19 protein-coding genes are annotated in these 21,985 nt (G+C 69.7%); 9 read left to right on the top strand and 10 right to left on the bottom strand.

Translation table 11 applies throughout. The features are described from left to right. Positions 1 to 15: 15 nt before the first annotated feature. The 8 genes from A3862_RS13120 to A3862_RS13085 form a co-directional block, all read right to left on the bottom strand. On the bottom strand, positions 16 to 1,401 hold the full coding sequence (locus A3862_RS13120; protein WP_111474340.1) for a dihydrolipoyl dehydrogenase: 1,386 nt from the start codon (positions 1,399 to 1,401) through the stop codon (positions 16 to 18). A 134-nt stretch (positions 1,402 to 1,535) separates the two neighbouring features. Beyond that, positions 1,536 to 2,552 (bottom strand): tRNA pseudouridine(55) synthase TruB, encoded by a 1,017-nt coding sequence (gene truB / locus A3862_RS13115; protein WP_051044951.1) that lies wholly within the window; start codon positions 2,550 to 2,552, stop codon positions 1,536 to 1,538. Between the two features lie 67 nt (positions 2,553 to 2,619). Further along, positions 2,620 to 3,048, bottom strand: coding sequence for a 30S ribosome-binding factor RbfA (gene rbfA, locus A3862_RS13110; RefSeq protein WP_043354641.1), 429 nt, complete (start codon positions 3,046 to 3,048; stop codon positions 2,620 to 2,622). A 103-nt stretch (positions 3,049 to 3,151) separates the two neighbouring features. Then, complete coding sequence (gene infB / locus A3862_RS13105; RefSeq protein WP_043385089.1) at positions 3,152 to 6,082, bottom strand: translation initiation factor IF-2; 2,931 nt, start codon at positions 6,080 to 6,082, stop codon at positions 3,152 to 3,154. A gap of 76 nt (positions 6,083 to 6,158) precedes the next feature. After that, on the bottom strand, positions 6,159 to 6,881 hold the full coding sequence (locus A3862_RS13100; protein ID WP_043354654.1) for an RNA-binding protein: 723 nt from the start codon (positions 6,879 to 6,881) through the stop codon (positions 6,159 to 6,161). A 25-nt stretch (positions 6,882 to 6,906) separates the two neighbouring features. Further along, a complete protein-coding gene (nusA, locus tag A3862_RS13095) occupies positions 6,907 to 8,550 on the bottom strand; it encodes a transcription termination factor NusA (RefSeq protein WP_043354656.1) in 1,644 nt (547 codons plus the stop codon). Between the two features lie 63 nt (positions 8,551 to 8,613). Further along, positions 8,614 to 9,378, bottom strand: a complete 765-nt coding sequence (rimP, locus tag A3862_RS13090; protein WP_043385087.1) for a ribosome maturation factor RimP — start codon at positions 9,376 to 9,378, stop codon at positions 8,614 to 8,616. A gap of 367 nt (positions 9,379 to 9,745) precedes the next feature. Beyond that, on the bottom strand, positions 9,746 to 10,756 hold the full coding sequence (locus tag A3862_RS13085) for an aldo/keto reductase (protein ID WP_043354665.1): 1,011 nt from the start codon (positions 10,754 to 10,756) through the stop codon (positions 9,746 to 9,748). A gap of 209 nt (positions 10,757 to 10,965) precedes the next feature. Between A3862_RS13085 and A3862_RS13080 the strand changes: the two genes are divergently transcribed. The 3 genes from A3862_RS13080 (at position 10,966) to A3862_RS31070 (ending at position 12,847) form a co-directional block, all read left to right on the top strand. Beyond that, positions 10,966 to 11,895 (top strand): sulfite oxidase heme-binding subunit YedZ, encoded by a 930-nt coding sequence (locus tag A3862_RS13080; protein WP_111473635.1) that lies wholly within the window; start codon positions 10,966 to 10,968, stop codon positions 11,893 to 11,895. A gap of 68 nt (positions 11,896 to 11,963) precedes the next feature. Next, positions 11,964 to 12,359, top strand: coding sequence for a hypothetical protein (locus A3862_RS13075; protein ID WP_111474339.1), 396 nt, complete (start codon positions 11,964 to 11,966; stop codon positions 12,357 to 12,359). Positions 12,360 to 12,469: 110 nt separating this feature from the next. Further along, positions 12,470 to 12,847, top strand: coding sequence for a hypothetical protein (locus A3862_RS31070; RefSeq protein ID WP_124262974.1), 378 nt, complete (start codon positions 12,470 to 12,472; stop codon positions 12,845 to 12,847). Between the two features lie 12 nt (positions 12,848 to 12,859). Here A3862_RS31070 and A3862_RS31520 read toward each other — a convergent pair whose 3' ends face one another. After that, on the bottom strand, positions 12,860 to 13,036 hold the full coding sequence (locus A3862_RS31520) for a hypothetical protein (protein ID WP_164706367.1): 177 nt from the start codon (positions 13,034 to 13,036) through the stop codon (positions 12,860 to 12,862). Positions 13,037 to 13,173: 137 nt separating this feature from the next. Further along, a complete protein-coding gene (locus A3862_RS13070; protein ID WP_111473634.1) occupies positions 13,174 to 13,572 on the bottom strand; it encodes a DUF4174 domain-containing protein in 399 nt (132 codons plus the stop codon). Positions 13,573 to 13,696: 124 nt separating this feature from the next. On the opposite strand from A3862_RS13070, the gene A3862_RS13065 reads away from it, so the two are divergent. From A3862_RS13065 to A3862_RS13035, 6 genes are all read left to right on the top strand, one after another. Further along, positions 13,697 to 14,716 carry an NADP-dependent oxidoreductase gene (locus A3862_RS13065; protein ID WP_043354662.1) on the top strand — a complete coding sequence of 340 codons (1,020 nt, stop codon included), beginning with the start codon at positions 13,697 to 13,699 and terminating at the stop codon, positions 14,714 to 14,716. 168 nt (positions 14,717 to 14,884) lie between these two features. Then, positions 14,885 to 15,460, top strand: a complete 576-nt coding sequence (gene ssb / locus A3862_RS13060) for a single-stranded DNA-binding protein (RefSeq protein WP_043354664.1) — start codon at positions 14,885 to 14,887, stop codon at positions 15,458 to 15,460. A 689-nt stretch (positions 15,461 to 16,149) separates the two neighbouring features. Beyond that, positions 16,150 to 17,220 (top strand): tyrosine-type recombinase/integrase, encoded by a 1,071-nt coding sequence (locus A3862_RS13055; protein ID WP_124262973.1) that lies wholly within the window; start codon positions 16,150 to 16,152, stop codon positions 17,218 to 17,220. Continuing rightward, positions 17,217 to 18,809 carry a tyrosine-type recombinase/integrase gene (locus A3862_RS32075; protein ID WP_043759031.1) on the top strand — a complete coding sequence of 531 codons (1,593 nt, stop codon included), beginning with the start codon at positions 17,217 to 17,219 and terminating at the stop codon, positions 18,807 to 18,809. Before A3862_RS13055 ends, A3862_RS32075 begins: the two co-directional genes overlap by 4 nt. A gap of 47 nt (positions 18,810 to 18,856) precedes the next feature. Then, positions 18,857 to 20,839 (top strand): hypothetical protein, encoded by a 1,983-nt coding sequence (locus A3862_RS13040; RefSeq protein ID WP_111473633.1) that lies wholly within the window; start codon positions 18,857 to 18,859, stop codon positions 20,837 to 20,839. A gap of 115 nt (positions 20,840 to 20,954) precedes the next feature. Next, positions 20,955 to 21,965 (top strand): GSU2403 family nucleotidyltransferase fold protein, encoded by a 1,011-nt coding sequence (locus A3862_RS13035; protein WP_043759035.1) that lies wholly within the window; start codon positions 20,955 to 20,957, stop codon positions 21,963 to 21,965. Positions 21,966 to 21,985: the final 20 nt, after the last annotated feature.

Here is a 21,985-nt window from a genome sequence, read left to right as displayed (position 1 = left end):
AGCAAGATCAAAACCTCAAGTGCTCTGTACGATCTTAGACATCGCCCTGAACAGCCCTTCCTCAACCGTAGGGTGGTACACTGGCTGATCGTGCAGGGTCTCGGCGGTCTGCTTGTGCGCGACTGCGTAGGTGAGCAGGTGCGCGAGGTGCTCTACGGACGGTCCGAGCATCTCGCCGCCGAGGAGGTGCCCCGACCGGTCGGCCCAGAGCCGGATGCCGCCGCGATTCGTCCCCTCGACGCGGGCACGGCCCTGATCCGAGAAGTCCATCGTGCCGACGACCCGTCCCGCATTCTCCGGATCGTAGGGGGCGCCGATCACCGCCGCCTGAGGATGGGTGAAAACCATGGCGAGGCGGGTCCAGGGGGCGGGGGCCGCGACCGGGCGGCCCGCGGCCAGGGCGGCAGCGTTGCCCCCCGCGATCCGGCCCTGGCGGCTGGCCTCGTGCAGGACAGGGCGCCAGCCGTCGGCATCGCCCGCGATCAGGATCGGCGCGCCCGCGCAGACGAGGCTGTGCCGGTCGAATTCCGGCACTCCGTCTTCGTCGCGGCGGAGGCCCGCCGCCTCAAGCCGCAAGGCATCCAAGTTGGGAGCCCGGCCGGTGGCGGCCAGCACCCGCGACGCCCGCGTGACCTGTTCGCGCCCGTCACGGTCGATCCAGTGCAGGGATACGCCGTCGCCGTCCGGCGCTGCCGTCCGAACCTCGGCACCGAGGTGAAGATCCAGGTCCGCGCCGAAGATCGCGGCGGCCTGCCGGGCGAGTTCCGGCTCGCTCAGGCCGGCGACGGTGTCACCCGCATCGATCACCGTGACGGCGACACCGAGCCGCGCCATCGCCTGGGCGATCTCGATCCCCACGGGCCCGGCCCCGAGAATGGCCAGCGAATCCGGGAGATCGGGGATTTCGAAGAGGGTATCGGTGGTCAGGAGGCGCGCGCCGAGACCCTGCAGGGCTTCCGGCACGATCGGGCTCGACCCGGTGGCGATGACCGCCGCCCGGAAGCGGATCCGGATGGCGTCTCCGATCACCAGCGTGCGGTCGCTCTCGAATCGGGCGGTGCCGCCGAGGCGTTCGTCCTCGGGGAGATCCGCGAGACCGTCGACGACGCTGGCGACGAACCGGTCGCGCTCCGACCGGAGACGCCGCAGCACCGCAGGCCCGTCCACCGTGACGCCGGAGACCCGGATGCCGAACAGCCCGGTGGTGCGGGCCGCATGGGCGGCAGCGCCCGCGGCGATCAGGAGCTTCGACGGCATGCAGCCGACGCGCGCGCAGGTCGTCCCGCCGGGCCCGCGCTCGATCAGCACCGACCGCGCCCCCGCGGCCAAAGCGGCGCGATGGGCGGCGATGCCGGCTGTGCCGGCACCGATCACCGCCACGTCGTAGTCGAGTTCGCGCATGAGCATCCCGGACCGTTCGCCGGAGCCAAAGCGGTACGGCCGAGGTTCGTTCCGCCTGCGCGATCACGTCTCAGGGCGACACGGACCGGGCGGGGCTCCGCACGCGCCGGACGGGGCGGTGCGGAGCCGGCGTTTCAGGCGCTGCGGCCAGGAGCCGTGCCGCCGAGGTGGAACACCCGGTGCGGGATCAGTTCGCCGCGCTCCACATCGCCGACGGCGACCAGGATGCCAGCACAGGTTGCGAAGGCCTTGCCCTCGACGGGGGCGTCCCGGCCCCGCAGGATCACCGGCTGGCCCCGCATCAGGCGCAGGCCCAGATCACGGGAGACCGCGACTTCCGGGATGGCGTCGAGGGCCGTCTCCACCGGACGCAGATAGGCGAGCGCCGCCTCCGGGCTGCCGTCGGTCAGGGCCGAGACCGGGCAGGCCTCGGCCTCGGAGAAGGGACCGACACGGGTCCGGCGCAGGGCCGCCACGTGGCCGTAGCAGCCGAGCATCCGGCCGAGGTCGCGGGCCAGCGCCCGCACGTAGGTGCCCTTGCCGCACTCCGCCTCGATCACGGTGCGCTCGCCGTCATGCTCGACCACCGCGAGCCGGTCGATCTGCACCGGCCGGGCCACGAGTTCCACCACCTCGCCCTCGCGGGCGAGGTCGTAGGCGCGCTCGCCCTGGATCTTGATCGCCGAGTAGCGCGGCGGCACCTGCTCGATGGCGCCCACGAAGGCCGGGAGCGCGGCCTCGACCGCCGCACGGTCCGGGCGGGTCTCGCTGGTGGCCACGGGACGCCCCTCGGCATCGTCGGTATCGGTCTCGATGCCCCACTGCACGGTGAACCGATAGGCCTTCCGGCCGTCCATCACGAACGGGACGGTCTTGGTCGCCTCGCCGAGGGCGATCGGCAGGATGCCGGAGGCCAGCGGATCGAGGGTGCCGGCATGGCCCGCCTTCTTGGCGTTGAAGGCGCGCTTCACCACCGCGACCGCATGGGTCGAGGTCATGCCGACATGCTTGTCGAGGATCACCCAGCCCGAGACGTCCCGGCGCTTCGGGCGGTCGGGACGCGGCCCGCGCTGCGGACGGCGGCCCTCCGGGCCACGACGCTCAGCGCCCGGCACGGGAGCCTGGTGCTCGGCCGGCGGAAGATCTTCCATGGAAACCGTCATGTCCGCGTTGTCCCCCGGGGTCGATGCCCCGTCCCTTTCTGTTGGGTATCGGGACTCAATGCCCCGTCCCGGTCTCCGGTTCGTCGTCCTCGTGCCCGGTCTCAAGGTCGCGCTGGACCCGCTCGTCCCGCAGCAGCTTGTCGATGCGGGCCGCCTCGTCGAAGGTCTCGTCCCGTCGGAACCGCAGCTCCGGGGCGAATTTCAGGTTCACCCGCCGCGCCACCTCCTGGCGCAGCACCTTCCGGTGACGCTCCAGGGCGGCGATCACCGGCGCCTCGTCGAGACCGCCGAGCGGCATCACGTAGGCGGTGGCGAGCTTCAGGTCGGGCGACATCCGCACCTCCGGGACGGTCACGACATGCGTGCCGAGCACCGGATCCTGTATGTCGCCGCGCTGGAGCACCTCGGCGAGCGCGTGGCGCACGAGTTCGGCCACGCGCTGCTGGCGCTGCGAGGGGCCGGTGGAAGTCGGTTTCTGGGCCATTCTGTCTCGGGCCTTTCCGCCGGAGCGGACGGCTCACGTCCTGAAAACGAAAAGACGGCCGCGGCAGGTGCCGCGGCCGCCCTGTCCGGATGAGTCCGGTGTGTCAGAGGGTGCGGCGGATCTCCTCGACCCGGTAGCACTCGATCACGTCGCCGGCGCGCATGTTCTCGAAGTTCTCGAAGGCCATGCCGCACTCCTGGCCGGAGGTGACTTCCTTCGCATCGTCCTTGAAGCGCTTGAGGGTCTTCAGCTTGCCCTCGTGGATCACGACGCTGTCGCGGATCAGGCGGACATGGGCGCCGCGCTCGACGATGCCGTCCTGGACGCGGCAACCCGCGACCTTGCCGACCTTCGAGACCTCGAAGACCTCCTGGATGACGGCCTCGCCCAGGCGCTCCTCGCGGAGCGTCGGCGGCAGCATCCCCGACAGCGTGGCTTTGATGTCGTCCACGAGGTCGTAGATGATGTTGTAGTACCGGATCTCGATGCCGGCCCGCTCGGCGGCCTCGCGGGCCTCCTTGAGGGCGCGCACGTTGAAGCCGATAACCACCGCCTTGGAGGCCTGCGCCAGGGTGATGTCCGACTCGGTGATGCCGCCGACACCCGCCAGGAGGATGCGGGCCGCGACCTCGTCGTTGCCGAGCTTCTCCAGCGCGCCCGAGATCGCCTCGACCGAGCCCTGCACGTCGCCCTTGATGACGACCGGCAGTTCCTTCCGGCCGGCGCCTTCCTTGAGGTCGCGCATCATATCGACGAGCGACCGGTTGGCGCCGCCGGTCCGGGCGTTCTGACGCTCGCGCTTCTGGCGGGCGCGGTACTCGGTGACCTCGCGGGCGCGGGCCTCGCTCGGCACCACGGTCACGCGGTCGCCGGCGTCCGGCGTGCCGTTGAAGCCCAGCACCTCCACGGGGACCGAAGGCCCGGCGTACTGGACGTTCTCGCCGAGGTCGTCGATCAGGGCGCGCACGCGGCCCCACTCGGCGCCCGCCACGACGATGTCGCCGGTGAACAGGGTACCGCGCTGGACCAGGACCGTGGCCACGGGGCCGCGACCGCGGTCGAGCTGCGCCTCGATGACCGTACCCTCGCCGTCGCGTTTCTCGTTGGCGCGCAGGTTCATGATCTCGGCCTGGATCTGGATACCCTCCAGAAGCTCCGGCAGTCCTTCGCCGGTCTTGGCCGAGACCTCGAACTCGAGGGTCTCACCGCCCATCGACTCGACCTGGATGTCGTGCTGTAGCAGCTCGGTGCGGACCCGCTCCGGCTTGGCATCCGGCTTGTCGATCTTGTTGACCGCGATGATCAGCGGGACACCGGCCGCCTTGGCGTGCTGAATGGCCTCAATGGTCTGGGGCATGACGCCGTCATCGGCCGCGACCACGACCACGACGATGTCGGTGACCTTGGCGCCGCGGGCGCGCATCGACGTGAACGCCGCGTGGCCCGGGGTATCGATGAAGGTGATCATGTCTCCGGACGGCGACGCGACCTGATAGGCGCCGATGTGCTGGGTGATGCCGCCGGCCTCGCCCTCGACCACGTTCGCCTTGCGGATCGCGTCGAGCAGCGACGTCTTGCCGTGATCGACGTGGCCCATGATGGTGACCACCGGCGGACGGGGATCGAGATCCTCCTCCAGATCCGGCTCGTCGGACGACAGGCCCTCCTCGACGTCGGATTCGGCGACGCGACGGACCGTGTGACCGAGCTCCTCGGCGATGAGCTGGGCGGTGTCCGAATCGATCACGTCGGTGATCTTGTGGATCTGGCCCTGCTTCATCAGCATGCGGATCACATCGACGGCCCGCTCCGACATGCGGTTGGCGAGTTCCTGGATCGTGATCGTCTCGGGGATCGTCACCTCGCGGGACAGCTTCTCCTTCTGCTCCACCTGACCGCGGCCGCTCATGCGCTGCTGGCGGCGGCGGAACGAGGCGACCGAGCGTGTCCGCTCGTCCTCGCCCGAGGTGGCGTTGGCGATGGTCAGGCGACCGCGGTTGCGGTCACCGCCCGGAGACTTCGGCGTCTTGGGCGGCGTGATGATCTTGAGCGGCATGCCGGGACGGCGGATGACCCGCTTGGTCTCGGACTCGTCGTCGTTGGTCTGGGCACCGCGACCGGCCGGCCGCGCCGCGGCGCCGGCACCGGCGGGACGGGCGGCGGTCGCCGGCGTCGCGCTCTTCTCGGGCTCGGGCGCCGGAGCGGGCTTGGCCATGAAGTTGAGATCGCGCGGCTTGCGCGAATCGGCCGTGATCGTCTTGCGCGGCTCGCCCGTGGAGGGTCGGGGCGTCAGCGGGGGGCGCGGCGCGGCCGGAGCCGCGGCGGGCGCAGCCGGACGCGCAGCAGCCGGACGGGCCGGCGCAGCGGCCGGACGCGCGGGCGCAGCCGCGGCCGGACGGGCAGCGGCAGGCGGCGCGGCAGGCGCTTCGGCCGGACGGGCAGGTGCAGCAGCGGCAGGCGCAGCGGCGGTGGGGGCGGGAGCGGGTGCGGGAGCGGCCGCCTGGGCTTCGGCTGCCTTTTCTGCAGCCTTGGCGGCCTCAGCCGCCGCAGCCGCGGCTGCCGCAGCCGCGGCCTTGCGCTCCTCCTCCTCGCGGCGGCGGGCCTCGGCGGCCTCGCGTTCGCGGCGGGCCTGCTCCTCGGCTTCGCGGCGGCGCGCCTCGGCCTCGGCCTCGGCCTTGCGGCGGGCCTCGGCCTCACGGCGCTGCGCGTCGGCGAGGGCTGCCGCGCGGGCGGCGCTCTCCTGTTCGCTCAGCGTGCGCAGGACCACACCCGAGGCCGGCCGCTGGGCCGGACGGGGGGCCGCGGCCGCGGGCGCGGCCGGTGCCGGACGCGGTGCGGGTGCAGGCTCACGGGCAGGAGCGGCCGGAGCCGCGCCGATCACGCGGCGCTTCACCGTCTCGACCACGACCTGCTTGGAGCGGCCATGGGAGAAGCTCTGACGCACGGTGCCCGCCTCGATCGGCCGCTTGAGGGAAAGCGGCTTCGGGGAAGTCCGATTCAGAGTCTTGTCGCCCGGGTTATTCGTATCGCTCATTCAGCCTGAACCCTGAGGGTTTCCATCGTCCCGTGAACCGACGCCCGGTGGCGCCGGCCAAATCCGTCCTGCGTCGTCAACGTGAGGCTTCATCGATCCCGCCGATTCGGGCTGGATCGGGCTCCCCGGTCGCCGCGGCGGCGCCCTCGAAGGAGCGTAGCCGACGCCAACGCGACAGGCAGCCGGCGGCTCCGGCTCCTGCGACGAGCGCAGCGTGTATCACATGACCCCGACCTAAAGCCATGTCCAATTCGTCTTCGAACAGGTCATCGATGATCGGGATCCTTGACATGGCCTCGCCATGGCGCCTGTGCAAGGCCGACGCGATCTTCCGCCGGCCATCCGGGCTCGCCTCGGCGGCGTGGATCACCGCGATGGCACCGGGCTGGCCGCCGATCGCCGCCTCGACCTTCGAGAAGCCCGCGACGATGCAGCCCGCCTTGTTGGCGAGCGCGATGGCCTGCCGCAGATCCTCCCGGAGCCCCGCGGCGATCCGGTCCGGCAGATCGGGCGCGGCCGGGGTCGGCCCCTTGAAGGCCCGCGAGAAAAGATTCTTGCGCACGGCGGTGGCGACCGCCTCGCGCCGGGCGCTGATCCAGGCGCCGCGCCCCGGGAGCTTGGCGCGCAGGTCGGGGACGACGCTGCCGTCCGGCCCGCGCACGAACCGGATCATCGCCTCCGGCGCCTGGGCGACGCGCGTGACGAGGCAGGTCCGCTCGGGCGCGCGGCGGCCGGGGCCGGCATCGAGCCCCCCGGCAGCCAGCCCGTCCTCGGGCAGGGTCGTGTCGTCCGCGACCATCGCGTTTCCGCCGCCGGCCTTCGGCTCAGCCCTCGGCCCGGGCGGCTTCTTCGCCCTCGGCCGCCTCGGCCCCTTCCTCTGCCCCTTCCTCGGCACCGTCTTCGCCTTCCGGCTCCGGCAGCGCCTCGATCCAGCCGGCCTTGAGGCGGGCGGCCATGATCAGAGCTTCCGCCTCGGCGCGGGACAGGTCGAAGCCGTCGAGGTAGCCCGCATGACGCACCGCTTCGGGGCCGCGGCCTTCCGTGTAGCCGACGAGGTCGTCGGTGGCGCAGCCCGCCAGATCCTCGACGCTCTTCACGTCGTTCTCGCCGAGGGCGACCATCATGGGCGTGGTGATGCCCTCGATCTCGCGGAGCTCGTCGGCGACGCCGAGCTCGGTGCGGCGGGCGTCGTGAGCCTGCTCGATCCGGGCGAGGTGGTCCTGGGCGCGGGCCTGGATCTCGGTGCCGGTCTCCTCGTCGAGACCCTGGATGCCGGAGAGCTCCTGGATGTCGACGTAGGCGATCTCCTCGACGTTGCGGAAGCCTTCCGCCGCGAGCAGCTGGCCGACGGTCTCGTCGACGTCCAGCGCCTCCATGAACACCTGGGTCCGCTCGGCGAACTCCTTCTGGCGGCGCTCCGACTCCTCGGCCTCGGTGAGGATGTCGATGTCCCAGCCGGTGAGCTGGGAGGCGAGGCGCACGTTCTGGCCGCGGCGGCCGATGGCCAGAGACAGCTGGTCGTCCGGCACCACCACCTCGATGCGGTCGGCCTCCTCGTCGAGCACCACCTTCACCACCTCGGCGGGCTGGAGGGCGTTGACGATGAAGGTCGCCTCGTCCTCGGACCACGGGATGATGTCGATCTTCTCGCCCTGCAGCTCGCCGACCACGGCCTGCACGCGCGAGCCGCGCATGCCGACGCAGGCGCCCACCGGGTCGATGCTGCCGTCACGGGAGATCACCGCGATCTTGGCGCGGGAGCCCGGGTCGCGGGCCACAGCCTTCACCTCGACGATGCCGTCGTAGATCTCGGGCACTTCCTGGCCGAACAGCTTGGCCATGAACTGCGGGTGCGAGCGCGACAGGAAGATCTGCGGCCCGCGCACTTCCGAGCGCACGTCGAACAGGTAGGAGCGGATGCGGTCGCCCGGCCGGAAGGTCTCGCGCGGGATCATTTCGTCCCGGCGCACGATGCCCTCGCCGCGGCCCAGATCCACGATGACGTTGCCGTACTCGACCCGCTTCACGATGCCGTTGAGGATCTCGCCGATGCGGTCCTTGTACTCGTCGAACTGGCGGGCGCGCTCGGCGTCGCGCACCTTCTGGACGATGACCTGCTTGGCCGACTGGGCGGCCACGCGGCCGAAATCGAAGGGCGGCAGGGTGTCGGAGATGACGTCGCCGACCAGCGCGCCCGGGTTGTAGCGGCGGGCCTGGTCCAGGGTGATCTCGCGAGCGTCGTTCTCCACCTGATCGACGACCAGGAGGTGGCGCGAGAGGCGCAAAGCCCCCGTCTTCGGGTCGATCTCGGCGTGAACGTCGGTCTCGGCGCCGTAGCGGGAGCGCGCGGCCTTGGCGATCGCCTCCTCCATCGCGTCGATGACGATGGAGCGGTCGATCACCTTCTCGCGGGCGACCGCATCGGCGATCTGGAGGAGTTCGAGCCTGTTGGCGCTGACGACGGCCATCGGTGTCGGTCCTTCTCTTCCGTCAAATCTTCGAGCGGCCGCCGGGCGGCCGACATTGGGGTCTCAATGCAGCGAATCGCGGTCCTTCAGCCGGGACGCCTTGGTCACGACCGGCTTCTTCGGACCGGTCCGCGCCGGCTTCTGGAGCTTGGCCGCGGGGCTGGCCTTCCGGGGCCCCTTCGGCTGGAAGGGGCTGCGCGCCGGCGGCGCCGCGCGCTCCTCGGCGGGCTCCGCGTCATCCGTCTCCTCGGCCTCGTCCGCGGGGGGCGGTCCGCCGCGGCGGAGCGATTCGCGGATCAAGTCGTCGGTGAGGACGAGATGGGCCTCGGCGAGGTCCTTGAGCGGCAGGTCGATGCGGCTCGGCAGCCCTTCCTTCACGTCAGGCAGGTCGATCGGGACCGTCTGCCTGTCCAGATCCGGCGCGCCGAGGATGCCGCGGAAGCGCTTGCGCCCGTCGAGCGGCGGGCTCAGCTCGACCTTGGCCTCGTAGCCGACCCAGCGGGCGAAGTCCGAGATCCGCACCAGCGGCCGGTCGATCCCCGGCGAGGACACTTCCAGGTTGTAGGCGCCGCCCACCGGATCGTCGACGTCGAGGATCGGCGAGATCGCGCGGCTCACCGCCTCGCAATCGTCGATGGTGAAGGAGCCGTCCGGCCGCTCCGCCATGATCTGCACGGTGCAGCCGTTGATGTTGGACATCTTCACCCGGACCAGCCGGAAGCCGAGGCCCTGGAGCGGCCCCTCGATCGCCTGCGCGACGCGCGCGGCGACACCGGCCTCGCGGACGAGGCGCTTTTCGGACAGATCCGCTTCGATCTCGGACGACATGGGTTTGAGCGCGCAACCTTCGCGGCGTTCTGCGTGGCCCGCCCGCGGCGTGCGGCCTTGTGCGGCGAGAGGCTCTGCGGCGAAAAAAAAGAGCGGACCCGGTGGGGCCCACTCCCGAACCGCAGCCTCTCGACTGCCATCAGAACTGTTGAGAGCTAGATAGCGACCCTCGGCCGGGAGCGCAAGACGGATCAGGCGCACGACGCAGCCCTGTTCGTCCCGGTCTCGGCCTCATCCTGAGGTGCCGGAGCGTCGCGGCGGCCTCGAAGGAGGCCTCGAAGGCGGTCTCCAGGGATCGCGCGCTGTCCGGAGGGCTCCTTCGAGGCGCGCGCACCTCAGGATGAGGGGGTTGGGGATCGGCTGCCTTTCAGCCGCCCCGCGGCACCCGCCCCTCCAGCGGATAGGCGGGATCGTTGTAGCCCGGCGTGGTCGGATGGCCCGCGGCCACGAACCCGTCCACCAGCGCCTCGTCCTCCGGGGTGAAGGCGTAGTCGAGGGCGCCGAGATATTCCTGCCATTGCGCCTCGGTGCGCGGCCCGGCGATGACGCCGGTGACGAGGCGGTTGTTCAGCACCCAGGCGGTGGCGAACTGGCCGGCCGTGATGCCCCGCGCCTCGGCATGCGCCTTCAGGGTCCGGGCGATGCGCAGGGATTCCGGGCGCCACTCGGTCTGCATCATCCGGGTGTCCTGGCGACCGGCGCGGGATTCGGCCGGCGGCGGGGCATCCGGGTCGTACTTGCCGGTGAGCACGCCGCGGGCGAGCGGCGAGTACGGCACGACGCCGAGCCCGTAATGGGCGCAGGCCGGCAGGTGCTCGGTCTCGGGCATGCGGTTGAAGGCGTTGTAGTAGGGCTGGCTCACCACCGGCCGGTCGATCCCCAGCTCGTCGCAGAGCCGGCAGATCTCGGCGACCCGCCAGGAGCGGTGGTTCGAGACGCCGAAATGGCGGATCTTGCCCGCCCGCACGAGGTCGGCCATCGCCCGGACCGTCTCGGCGAGCGGCGTATCGTGGTCTTCCTTGTGCAGGTAGTAGATGTCGATGACATCGGTGCCGAGGCGGCGCAGGCTGTCCTCGGCGGCCTTCATCACGTGGACCCGCGACAGGCCGCGGTCGTTGACGCCCTCGCCCGTCGGGTTGGCGACCTTGGTGGCCAGGATCCAGGCGGCGCGGTCGCCCTTGATCGCCCGGCCGGTGATCTCCTCCGAGCGGCCCTCCGTGTAGACGTTGGCCGTGTCGATGAAGTTGATCCCCGCCTCCCGGGCGCTGCCGACGATGCGGCCGGCGGTGGCCTCGTCGGTGGGGCCGCCGAACATCATCGTGCCGAGGCAGATCGGCGAGACCTTGAGGCCGGAGCGGCCGAGTTTGCGGTACTGCATGGGATCCATCCGGTGTCCGTCGCCCCGCTATCTCGCCGCGGCGCGGCCGAGGTCAACCGTGCCGGGCGACAGGCCCGTGTAACCTGCGCCCGGCCGCGGCGAACCGACCCGTGCCGGCACCGGAGCCCGGGGGCGGCCGTTCTCGCCGTGGCGCATGTCGCTGGCGGGTCGCCGCCGTCCCTCACCGAAAAAGAGCCTGTCCGAGACCCATGATCGACCGCTCGGCCGTTCTCCCCGCCATCCCCCGCCCCTGGCTCGACCGGGCCGGTCGCCTCTCCTGGCTGAAGCTCGCGGTCTTCCTGGCCTGCATCGCCCCGGCCCTGTACCTCGCGGCCGCCTACCGGCTCGACGCGCTGGGCGCGAAGCCGATCACCGCGCTGATCCATGCCACCGGCGAGTGGGCGGTGCGCTTCCTGCTGTTTTCCCTGGCGATCTCGCCGCTCCGCCGCATCGCCGACTGGGCGAAGGTCATCGCGGTGCGGCGGATGCTCGGCATCACCGTGATGGCCTACGCGGTGGCCCATCTCACCCTCTACGCCGTCGACCAGAACCTGATCCTCACCAAGGTCGTCTCGGAGATCGCCCTGCGGCTCTACCTGACGATCGGCTTCGTGGCGCTGATCGGCCTGATCGCCCTCGGCCTGACCTCCACGGATGCGGCGATCCGGAACCTCGGCCCGAACTGGAACCGGCTGCACCGCCTCGTCTACACGATCGCCGTCCTGGCCCTGGTCCATTATTTCCTGCAGTCCAAGATCGACGTCACCGATCCGGTCTTCTCGGCCGGCCTGTTCCTGCTGCTGATGGGCTGGCGGGTGATGCGGCGGTTCAAATGGCCGGAGCGGCCCTGGTCGCTCCTGCTGCTCGCGATCCTCGCCAGCCTCGCCACCGCGGGTCTCGAGGCCGCCTGGTACGGGCTCGCCAGCGGCGTCCCGGCCAGCCTCGTACTCGCCGCCAACCTGGACTTCTCCGGGCCGATCCGGCCGGCCTGGTGGGTGCTGGCGGTCGGTCTGTCGCTGCCGCTCCTGGCGCTGGTGCGCGGTCCGAAGGCGCGCGCCGCCGGCCCGGCGCCGACGAGGCGGCCGGCCGCCACGCCCCGCCGGGATCCGGTCCGGGAGCCCTTGTCGCCGCGGGCCTGATGCCGCAGAACCCGCTCCCGGTCCTCCGCCGCCGGCGGCCCCGGGCCCAGCGGAGCTTTCAAGACGCCATGCGCGGCACGCTTCTCCTGATCGCGGGCTTGCTCGCGCCGACGGTCGCCCTCGCGACACCGCCCGCACCCGGGAAGCCGGCCGCCAAGGCGGCTCCCGCCGCGCCGCCCCCGGCGGGCGCGGCACAGGCCGTCGCAGCCTGCACGGCGCCCGAGCCGCCGCCGGCCTCGGCCCGCCCGACCAAGCCGGCGCTGCCGCAGAAGCCCGCCTGCCTCGACGCCAAGGAGGGCTGCCCGGGCTGGGAGGGCTACAGCTACAACGACGCGATCAAGGCCTATAACCTGCAGGCGCAGGCCTTCCGGCCGATCGCCGAGGCCTACCTGCAGAAGCTCAACGCCTACGTGAAGGCGAGCGCGGACTACGCCCAGTGCGAAGTCAACGCGATGCAGAAATAGCCGGCTGAACGGCACCCGACAGCACCACACGGGGAGGGTTCAGGCGCATTGGCGCTAGCTCCGGTGATGATGGCCGCGATCCCCGCGCGCCCGATCACGCCGAGGCCCCCGTGCCCGCTCGTCGTTCCCTCGTCCGCACAGCTTTCTGCGCCGTGCTCCTCGCCACGGGCCCGGCGCTGGCCGCCGATTTCGACGGTCCCTACCCGCCCCCTCATGGCTATGGCGATCCCGCTCAGGAGGAGGAGCCGGAGCGCCGACCGCCGCCGCCGCCGCCACGTCCCGAGGCCGCGTTCCGCGGCCCCCGCTTCACGGCGGCGCCCCCCGAAGCGTGCCGGGAATTCGTGCGGCGTCGGTTCGATCCGGATGGCGCGCCGGTTTTACGCCGGGTGCGGGTCTGCGACGAGCCGGTCGTCGACCGCGGGCCGCCCCCGCCGCCTCCGCCGCCGGAGGACATTCCGCCCCGTCGCTGGGGCGGACCGCGCTGGTAGCGTCGCGCCGGCTCAGATGCGGGCCGGCGCCTTCTTGAGGGCGGCCGCGAAGGCCTTGAGCTGGCGGTTCAGATCCGCCAGCTCGTTCAGCGCGATGGTCTTATGGCCGTCGCGGACCGCGCGCTCGATATCCTCGACCTGCAGGTCGACGAGGCGGCGGATGGCGGTGGCGACTTGTTGTCGGGTCATCGATTCGAGCGTCTCGTCCGAGCGTCCTGGCGGGCCTCAACGGACGGCCGATACGCGGCCGTCGACACGTTTCGGTGATAGGCCGGTAGGCTTAACCGTTGGTGTCCGCACCCCGTCGGTTCACAGGGGATCCGGCCCTAGCGGCGCTCGCGCATCTCGGCGCGGCGCATCGGCATCGCGTCGATCGTGGCGAACAGCGCCTGCGGGGCGATCGGCTCCTCGGCGGTGAGCTTGGCGCCGCCGTCCTTGCCGATCAGAACGGCGCGGAAGCTGTCCGCGGGCAGGCCGAGCCGGGTGCGCAGGGCCTGCGCCTGCGGCCCGGACCCGACCGCTTCCAGCACCACGAGGTCGCGGTCGGCGAGACCGATGCGGGCCGAACCCAGGGCCGCCCGCTGCGCCCGGAGATCCGCGTCCCCGGCCTCGGGCGCCGACAGGACCAGCACCCGCGCGCGGTCCCGATAGGCGTCGAGGGGACCGGCCAGGGCGGCCCCCGTCGCCATCGCCGCCAGCCCGAATCCCAGTGCCGTTCCCCGCATGCCGCCGCTCCGCGCTCCCGAGACGGGACAACGCGCGAGCCGTCCGGGAGATCACAGCCGCGCCTTTGCCTCCACGGTCCGGCGCCCCAGATCGGAGGCGACAGGCAATAACCGGGAGTTCGCCATGACCACCGCCATGAACCGACGCATCGTCCTGGCCTCGCGCCCGCACGGTGAGCCGCGGCCCGAGAACTTCCGCCTGGAGGAGGTGCCGGTGCCGCAGCCCGGACCCGGCCAGGTCCTCCTGCGCACCCGCTGGCTGTCCCTGGATCCCTATATGCGCGGCCGGATGAGCGACGCGAAATCCTACGCGGCGCCCGTCGAGATCGGCGCGCCGATCACCGCCGAGACGGTGGGCGAGGTGGTCGCCTCGAACCACCCGGACTATGCCGTGGGCGAGATGCTGACCGCCTTCGCGGGCTGGCAGGACTATTTCGTCACCGACGGCAAGGGCTCGCGCAAGGTCGATCCCGCCGCCGCCCCGCCCTCGACGGCGCTGGGCGTGCTCGGGATGCCGGGCATGACCGCCTATACCGGCCTCCTCAACATCGGCCGGCCGAAATTCGGCGAGACCGTCGTGGTGGCCGCCGCCGCCGGCCCGGTGGGCTCCCTGGTCGGGCAGATCGCCAAGATCCACGGCGCCCGCGCCGTCGGGATCGCGGGCGGCCCCGAGAAGTGCCGCTACCTCACGGAGGAACTCGGCTTCGACGCCGCCGTCGATCATCGCGGCCCCGACCTGCCCGGCGCGCTGGCCGCCGCCTGCCCGAAAGGCATCGACGTCTACTTCGAGAATGTCGGCGGCGCGGTCTTCGCCGCCGTGATGCCCTTGCTCAACCCCTTCGCGCGGATCCCGGTCTGCGGCCTCGTCTCAGCCTACAACGCCACCGAGGTGCCCCCCGGCCCGGACCGCCTGCCCGGCCTGATGCGTGCGGTCCTGACCAACCGGCTGCACATCCAGGGCTTCATCGTCTGGGACTTCGCCGAGCAGGCCGAGACGTTCCGCAAGGAGGTCGCCGGCTGGATCCAGGACGGACGCGTCCGCTATCGCGAGGACGTGGTCGAAGGCCTGGAGAATGCCCCGGAGGCGTTCATGGGCCTGTTGAAGGGCCGGAATTTCGGCAAGCTCGTCGTCCGCGTGTCCTGACGGCTTCTTGCCGCCGATCTGGAACGGATATAGAACAAACAGACCCGGCGGCGCTGCGGAAAGCGGGCACAAGCCCGCCCCGCAGGTTGCCGCTCCGGAGGCCCGGGCGCATGGTTCGCGCGCCGCCGGGCAAGTGCCCAGTGAGATCCGTACGACTAGGAGAGAGCGATGGCGGGCAGCGTCAACAAGGTGATTCTGGTGGGCAATCTCGGGCGCGATCCCGAGATGCGCCGCCTCGGGTCGGGCGACCCGGTCTGCAACCTGCGGCTCGCGACGTCGGAGTCGTGGAAGGACAAGGCGACCGGCGAGCGCAAGGAGAAGACCGAGTGGCACTCGGTCGTCATCTACAACGACAACCTCGCCCGGGTGGCCGAGCAGTACCTGCGCAAGGGCTCGAAGGTCTATATCGAGGGCCAGCTTCAGACCCGGAAGTGGACCGACAATTCCGGCGTCGAGAAGTACACGACCGAGGTGGTGCTCCAGCGCTTCCGCGGCGAGATGACGATCCTCGACGGGCGCGGCGGCGGCGGCGACTTCGCCGGCGAGGAAGAGGGCGGCGGCCAGATCAGCCGCGGCGGGGATTTCGGGGGCGGCCGGGGCGGTGACCGCGGCGGCGATTTCGGAGGCGGTCGCGCCCAGGGCGGCGAGCGGCGTCCGGCTCCGGCCTCCTCGGGCGGTGGCGGCAACGGCGGCGGCGGCGGAAGCCGCGGCGGCTACGACCTCGACGACGACATCCCGTTCTGAACCCTTGTCAGTTTCAAATCGTCCACTGGGACCAAAATCGTCAACAAAGCCAGCATCTTAATGCTGGCTTTGTTGTTTCATGATGCCGCTAATTTTCGATCGTGAACCCCAGCTCGCAACCAGACGTCCGCAAAAATGTAATTCCCATTTTATTGCAAGATCTTAGGCTAGATATCAGTCCGCCAATCGTCCACTGACTGACGCCGACACTTCCAGAACAGCTCGAGAAAGCGGCCGCGGCCCAAACCCGCGTCACCGCAAAATCGTCCATTGATCGTAGCAAGCGGCTGATACGACAACGGAAATCGCCTCGGAAGGGCACTTTCCATCACCCGTCGTTCTGGCGATCCCGCTCGAGTCTGCCACGCCCGCGATTCGTCCACTATTCCGTAATAAACTATTTTAATCAGTATCTTAGATCGAAAGATGCTCGGCGCTCCGTCCACTATCCGCAGGACTTGTGTCCTTAACCCTGGAGATCCAGTCTGGGGGCGATCTCGGGAACCGCCGGCGTGACAAGACCCTATCCCGCTCCAGGCCCATGGCGCCTGAAGAGCCACGACATGCTCCCTGGCGAACGGACCGTCACGGTCGTGGACCGGAACGGGATGCCCGTGTGGTGGCCCAACATCTTCCACGCAAACGAACTGCGGGACGCAGGTCACAGCTATTCCCACCAGAAGCGGACGATGTCGGCCGTGGTCACGGCCTTCAACTGGACCTTCGAACGGGGCATCGACCTCGAAGCCTGTATTGCGGCCTTCGAGTATCTTTCCGACGGAGACGCCAAGAGCCTGCAGCGCGCCCTGCGGCGCAACCAGGGCGTCGCCGACGACGATGGCGGTTCAGTCATGGTCGGGCCCGGCTACTGGGATGCCCGTTGCCGCGCCGTCGTGCGGTATGTCCGATGGCGCGCCGGCGCCGCGATGCACAAGCTCGTACGCACCGAGGCGGAGGACCCTCCGGCATACCTCTACACCATGGCCGAACGGCAGTTGGAGAAGTTCGCCGACGGGATGCTGTCGGGCATCCCGAAGCCGGACGAGTTCGAAACGCTCGGCCTCGACGAACGCCAGCTGGCCATCCTGCGCGACGCCATCGAACCTGGGAGCACGACCAACCCCTTTGAGAAGAAGCACCAGTTCCGCAACTTCGCGCTGATCCTCACCCTCTACGAACTCGGAACCCGCAAAGGTGAAGCGCTCGGTCTGATGAAGCAGGATCTATCGCTGCACGGGCCCGAGCCGACGATCGACATCCACAGGCGCCAGAACAATCCCGACGATCCTCGCGCAAGGCCGCCCGCAGCCAAGACGAGGGCGCGGCGTCTCCCGATCTCGCTCGCGCTCGCGCATGTGCTGGACGTCTGGCTGACGGAGCATAACAACGACGACGAGCGCTATCCGGGAGCGAAGCGGCACGGATACGTCTTCGTATCCGAACTCGGACGCCCCATCGCCGAGAGCACCGTCGAGGCGATGTTCGTCACCCTCCGCACAAAGGTCGAAGGCCTGCCGCCCTGGACCACCGCGCACAGGCTCCGGCACAGCTTCAACGACCGCCTGTCCGAGGCGATCGATGACCAGCCGGATAACGTGCTCCGCGAAGGCGTCGAGCAGCGGATGCGCAACTTCCTCAACGGCTGGAGCAAGACCTCGGAGCAGGGCGAGCACTACCGGCAGCGCTTCATCAAGGAAAAGGCAGGCTCGCTTCTTTTGCGCCTCCAGAAGCTCAGCGCGGAAGGAAACTCCCGGTCATGAACGTGCCCTTCCAGGGACCTCCCGGGATCGATCACCCCATCCTGGTCCCGCATCCCCGCGAAGCCGTGTTCGATTCATACGACGAGAGAGTGCCGCTGGACGGCCCGGTCTGGCACTTGAACGATCCCGGCCACAACTTCCGGCTCGACTGGACCGCGCTCGAATTCACCCACCGCGGAATGGTGGAAGCCACCGCCGACTACCTCATCGACCTGATCACCTCGAGTTCGGCGAGCCACGTCCAGAACGCCTTCCGGGCGCTCAAGAGGCTCAAGACCCTCGGCGCGTTCCGACGCTGGTCGCATCCGACGATCCGCTTGGGAAACCGTCCCGACCTACTGCAGACCTTCTTCTACGAGGCCCGCGAAGCCGCCAAACTGTCGGTCGGCGAGCTCCACCACCTCCAACATTGGTTCCGCTTCCTGTCGAAGCGCGAAGGGTCTGGGGTCAACCCGACAAGCGCCTCCATCGTCAACGCAATCACGGTCGGCGGCAACCCGAAGGGAGTCGCCGTCCTCACCCGGGATCCCACGGGTGGCCCGCTCGACGATGCCGAGACCACGGCGCTGCTGCAGGCGCTGCGTGCCGCTCAGGAGGCCGATTCGGTTCCGATCGACCGTCTCGCCCTGGTCTGGCTCTGCGTCATCCTCGGGCCGAACCCCCGCATGATCTCGTTGATGCGCGACGAGGACTTCGAGGACGAGAACGGCCATGCCCAGATCGCCGTGCCGCGCATCAAGGGCAAGGACAGGCTCGTCCGGACCAAGTTCAAGATCCGAAAGCTCGATGCCCATTCCGCCGGCATCATGAAGCGCCTCGTCGCCACCAACAGAGCTGCGAGGCAGGCCGTGCCGTGGGAGGACGAAGCCTTCGGACACGCCCTGTTCCACCGCACTACGCCTGACCCCGCCAAGGTCGGTCGTCCGCGGCACGCCTATGCGATGCACCGGACACCCAAGGAGATCGGACGGCTCATCACGCAGACCGTCCTGGCCCTGAAGGTCGTTTCGCCGCGGACGGGCAAGGTCCTCAGGGCCGGCCCGCGCCGGTTCCGCTACACCTTCGCGACCCGGCTGCTGCGCGAAGGTGCATCGAAGAGGGTCGTCGCCGAACTCCTCGATCACAGGGACGAGCAGACGGTCCGAGCATACGTGAACCTGCGCGGAGACGTCGTCGAGAAGCTCGATGCCGCCACGGCCCGCGAGCTCGCGCCTATGGCGCAGGCCTTCCTCGGCACCCTGGTCGGATCGGAGGCGGAGGCCTTGCGGGGCGGCACGCGCGCGAGCCGCATCTTCGGTTCCAGTACCGCGCCCGAAAGCGGCGTCGGCACCTGCGGCAGCTTCGCCTTCTGCGGCCTCGCCGCGCCGACCGCCTGCTACACCTGCGTGCGCTTCCAACCGTGGCTGGATGGTCCGCACGAACGCATTCTCGACACGCTCCTGAAGGGCCGCGAAGAGCGGCGCGCCCGTCGCCTCGACGGCCGCATGATCACCATGCTCGACAACACCATTCTCGCCGTAGCGGACGTCGTCATGCGCTGCGAGGAGGTGAAACGGGCCCGCTCCGAACGGAAGGACGACGCGGCATGATCCGTCCCGGTCGCCGTCATCGCACCTCACGCGTCCGGAGCAGCGTCATGGCCACGCTCGGAGCCACGCCCAGGCAGAACCTCGAGATCTTCATCGAGTCCGGACGCCTTGCGCCGGCCTTCGGCGACAGCCCCTTCGACGACCGCATCTGGATCGTGCCCACCCGTTCGAACAAGCCGGGCGGGACCGGCAAGGGCGAACTCGCCTTCACGGTCCGATCGACCAGCGAGGATCCCGACGGGCCCGCGATGGCGAAGGACTTCGGCGATTTCCTCAAGGCGGTGGTGCGCCTCGACGACGTGAGGAAGCCGTCGCAGATCAACCGGTATCGCCGCATGATCGCGGTCGCCCGGATCCTATACGACGCCTCGAAGGACGTCGGTCACGACCCCTGCCGCCTGACGGGCGCGATGTTCAAGCGAGCATTGAGGTTCGCGGAATCGATCGGTGCTGGAACCTCCAGTCCCTACGCGGCCGGCACCGTCCTCGCGAAATTCGCCAAGATCCTGAACGACGCCGGCATCACGATGTCGCCGATCCAGTTCACGAACACGGCGAAGCGGCCGCTCGACCGGCATCACGTCATGGTCGAGGGCAGCGACGAAGACCAGGAGGACTCCCGCATGCCGGACGAGGGCGCGCTGGACGCACTCGCCCGCGCCTCGCAGCTCGTGTCGTCGCCTCCGGACATCCTGCGGATGCGCATCGTCGAACTCCTGCCCTGCGCACCTTGGCGGATCAACGACATCCTCAGGCTGCCCTACGACTGCGAGGTCGAGGAACCCGTCACCCGCAACGGCAAACCCATCCTCGACGCCGACGGACGCCCCGTCGTGCGCTACGGCATTGGGTACCGCGGCTCCAAGGGTTTCCTGGCCGACATCAAGTGGATCCCGACCGCAATGGTCGACGTCGCCCGCCGAGCCATCAGGCAGATCAAGGAACTCACCGCCGAAGCACGCGCGATCGCGGCATTCATGGAGGAAAACCCCGGGCGGGCCTGGTTGACGGATCGCTGGCGGCTCTCCTCGCCCGACCGGATCCTGACGGGGGAGGAGATGCGCGAGGCCGTCGGCATCCAGGGCTTTCAGAACATCGTCGTGTTCGTCCGCTCCTACCGCATCCCGCGTACCCCATGCTCGACGCAGAGGAAGTGGCGCTACCGGCTCGGAGACATCGAGAAGGCTCTGCACGACGCCATCCGCCCGATCGGCGGCGACCACGTCATGAAGCGGTCGGAATACCTCTTGATCGCCACACGCAACTTCTTCGGATCGCGCCGGGGCCTCGTTCCCGCGATCGTCGACAACGTTTCGTACGACGTCGTCAAGGACTTCCTGCAGAGCAGGCCCGGCTCGATGTCAGTATTCGAGCGGTTCGCTCTGAAGGATGCGAACGGCGAGTTCTTCGTCCTCAAGACCCATCAGGTCCGGCACTTCCTGAACACCATCGCCGCCGAAGGCGGACTCGGAGAGGTCGACCTCGCACGCTGGTCGGGTCGCGAGGATGTGCGGTCGAACCAGGCCTACGATCACGAGCCCGGATACCAGCTCGCGCGGAAGGCCCGGAAGCTGCTCGAGCAGGGTAAGATGAAAGGGCCGATCGCTGCGACGTGGTCGCGCAAGCCGCCCGTCGAACGGGGGCACTTCTCGCTGGTGCAGCTCGCGACGGTCCATACGACCGACATCGGATTGTGTCTTCACGACTGGGGCACCGCACCCTGCCCGCATCACGGCGCCTGCGCCGATTGTCTCGATTGCGCTGTCGTCAAAGGGGATCCCGTACATCGCGCCCGCATCGAGCTGCTGCTGGCGGACGTCGACCTCGCGCTCGCGCGATCGCTGGAGGAAGTGGAGGACGGGACCTACGGCGCTTCGAACTACGTCGAGCATCACCGCCGCATGGCCGTCGGGTATCGCCGTATGCTGGCGGCCCACGACGATCCCGACATCGAAGATGGTACGATCGTACAGATGCAGCCCGACGTCCTGCGTCAGGGTCCGCTTGATGGGATCGGGCTCGCCACCTGACCGTCCCGGCCCCTCCTCGCCGGAATGTTGAAGCCGCTGGACGGGTGGCACCGCCGGGATTGCGAATCGCTCTTACCACAAATAATATCACTTCGGATTTTATCTGGGTGATGGAATGGGCGGTTCGGATCTCTTCGACGAGGATGAAGAGGAAGCTCTCGAAAAGCTCGAGCGACTCTGGACCGCCTTCGCGGAGGCCTCGGACACCGCCGCCCGCTACGCCGGCAGCATCGGCTGGAAGACGAATGGCGGCGTCGAGTACCTCACGCACACGGTGAACCTGCGGTACGAGGGCAACCGTCAGCGTACCCGCTCACTGGGCCCCAGGTCCCCGGATACCGAGCGCCGCAAGGCGGCCTTCGAAGCCGGTCGCGAGCAGGCCAAGGTGGAGCTCGATCGCATCCAGGGACGCCTCGATATCCATGCGAAGGTTCTGAAGGCCCTCCGGATCGGCCGTGTCCAGGCCGTGACGGCGCGTTTTCTTCGCGAACTTCGGAGCGAGGGGTTCGGAGCCGCCCACTTCACGATCGGAGGCAATGCCGCGCTGGCGGCGTACGAGGTTCGGGGCCGTATGCGGATGCCGTTCCCCACCGGCGACGCCCCGGACCTCGACCTGATGCCGACCGAGCTGTTCGTCAGGGACCGCGGCCTCTTCGATGCGATCGCCGCCCGCAAGATCTTCGGCCCGGTCGAGGAGCAACGCGACAGCCTCGTGTTCGGTCGCGGCATCGTCCTTCGGCTGCTGTCCGGCGACGTCATCGAGGCATGGAGGCGCAGGATGCTCCGCGCCGACGCCCTGGACGAGGAGATCGATGCCCTGAACTGGGCCTTTGAAGGCTCGGAAGCGATCCCGCTTCTCGCCGTCGGCCTGGACGGAACGCCGACGCCGCTTCCGGCGCTGGATCCGAGGGCCTTCGCGATCCTCTCGTCCCTCGAAGGCCGCTATCTCGCCGATCCGTCGCGTGCCGAGCGCCTGCCGGCACTCGCGGCGGCCTGCGCGGCCGTTGCGAGTGCCGTAGTAGCCGAACCGTTCGAGCGCAGACATCTCGCGCTCTTCCCAGAGATCGCCGACGCCATCGACGAAGGAGGCGGCCATGCCGACGACCGGATCGTGATGCGTCCGTAGCGGACGCGGACAACCCATCT

This window comes from Methylobacterium sp. XJLW (genome assembly GCF_003254375.1).
Classification (GTDB): domain Bacteria; phylum Pseudomonadota; class Alphaproteobacteria; order Rhizobiales; family Beijerinckiaceae; genus Methylobacterium; species Methylobacterium fujisawaense.
Note: the sequence above shows the minus strand (reverse complement) of the source record. Positions and strands in the feature narration are given on the sequence as shown.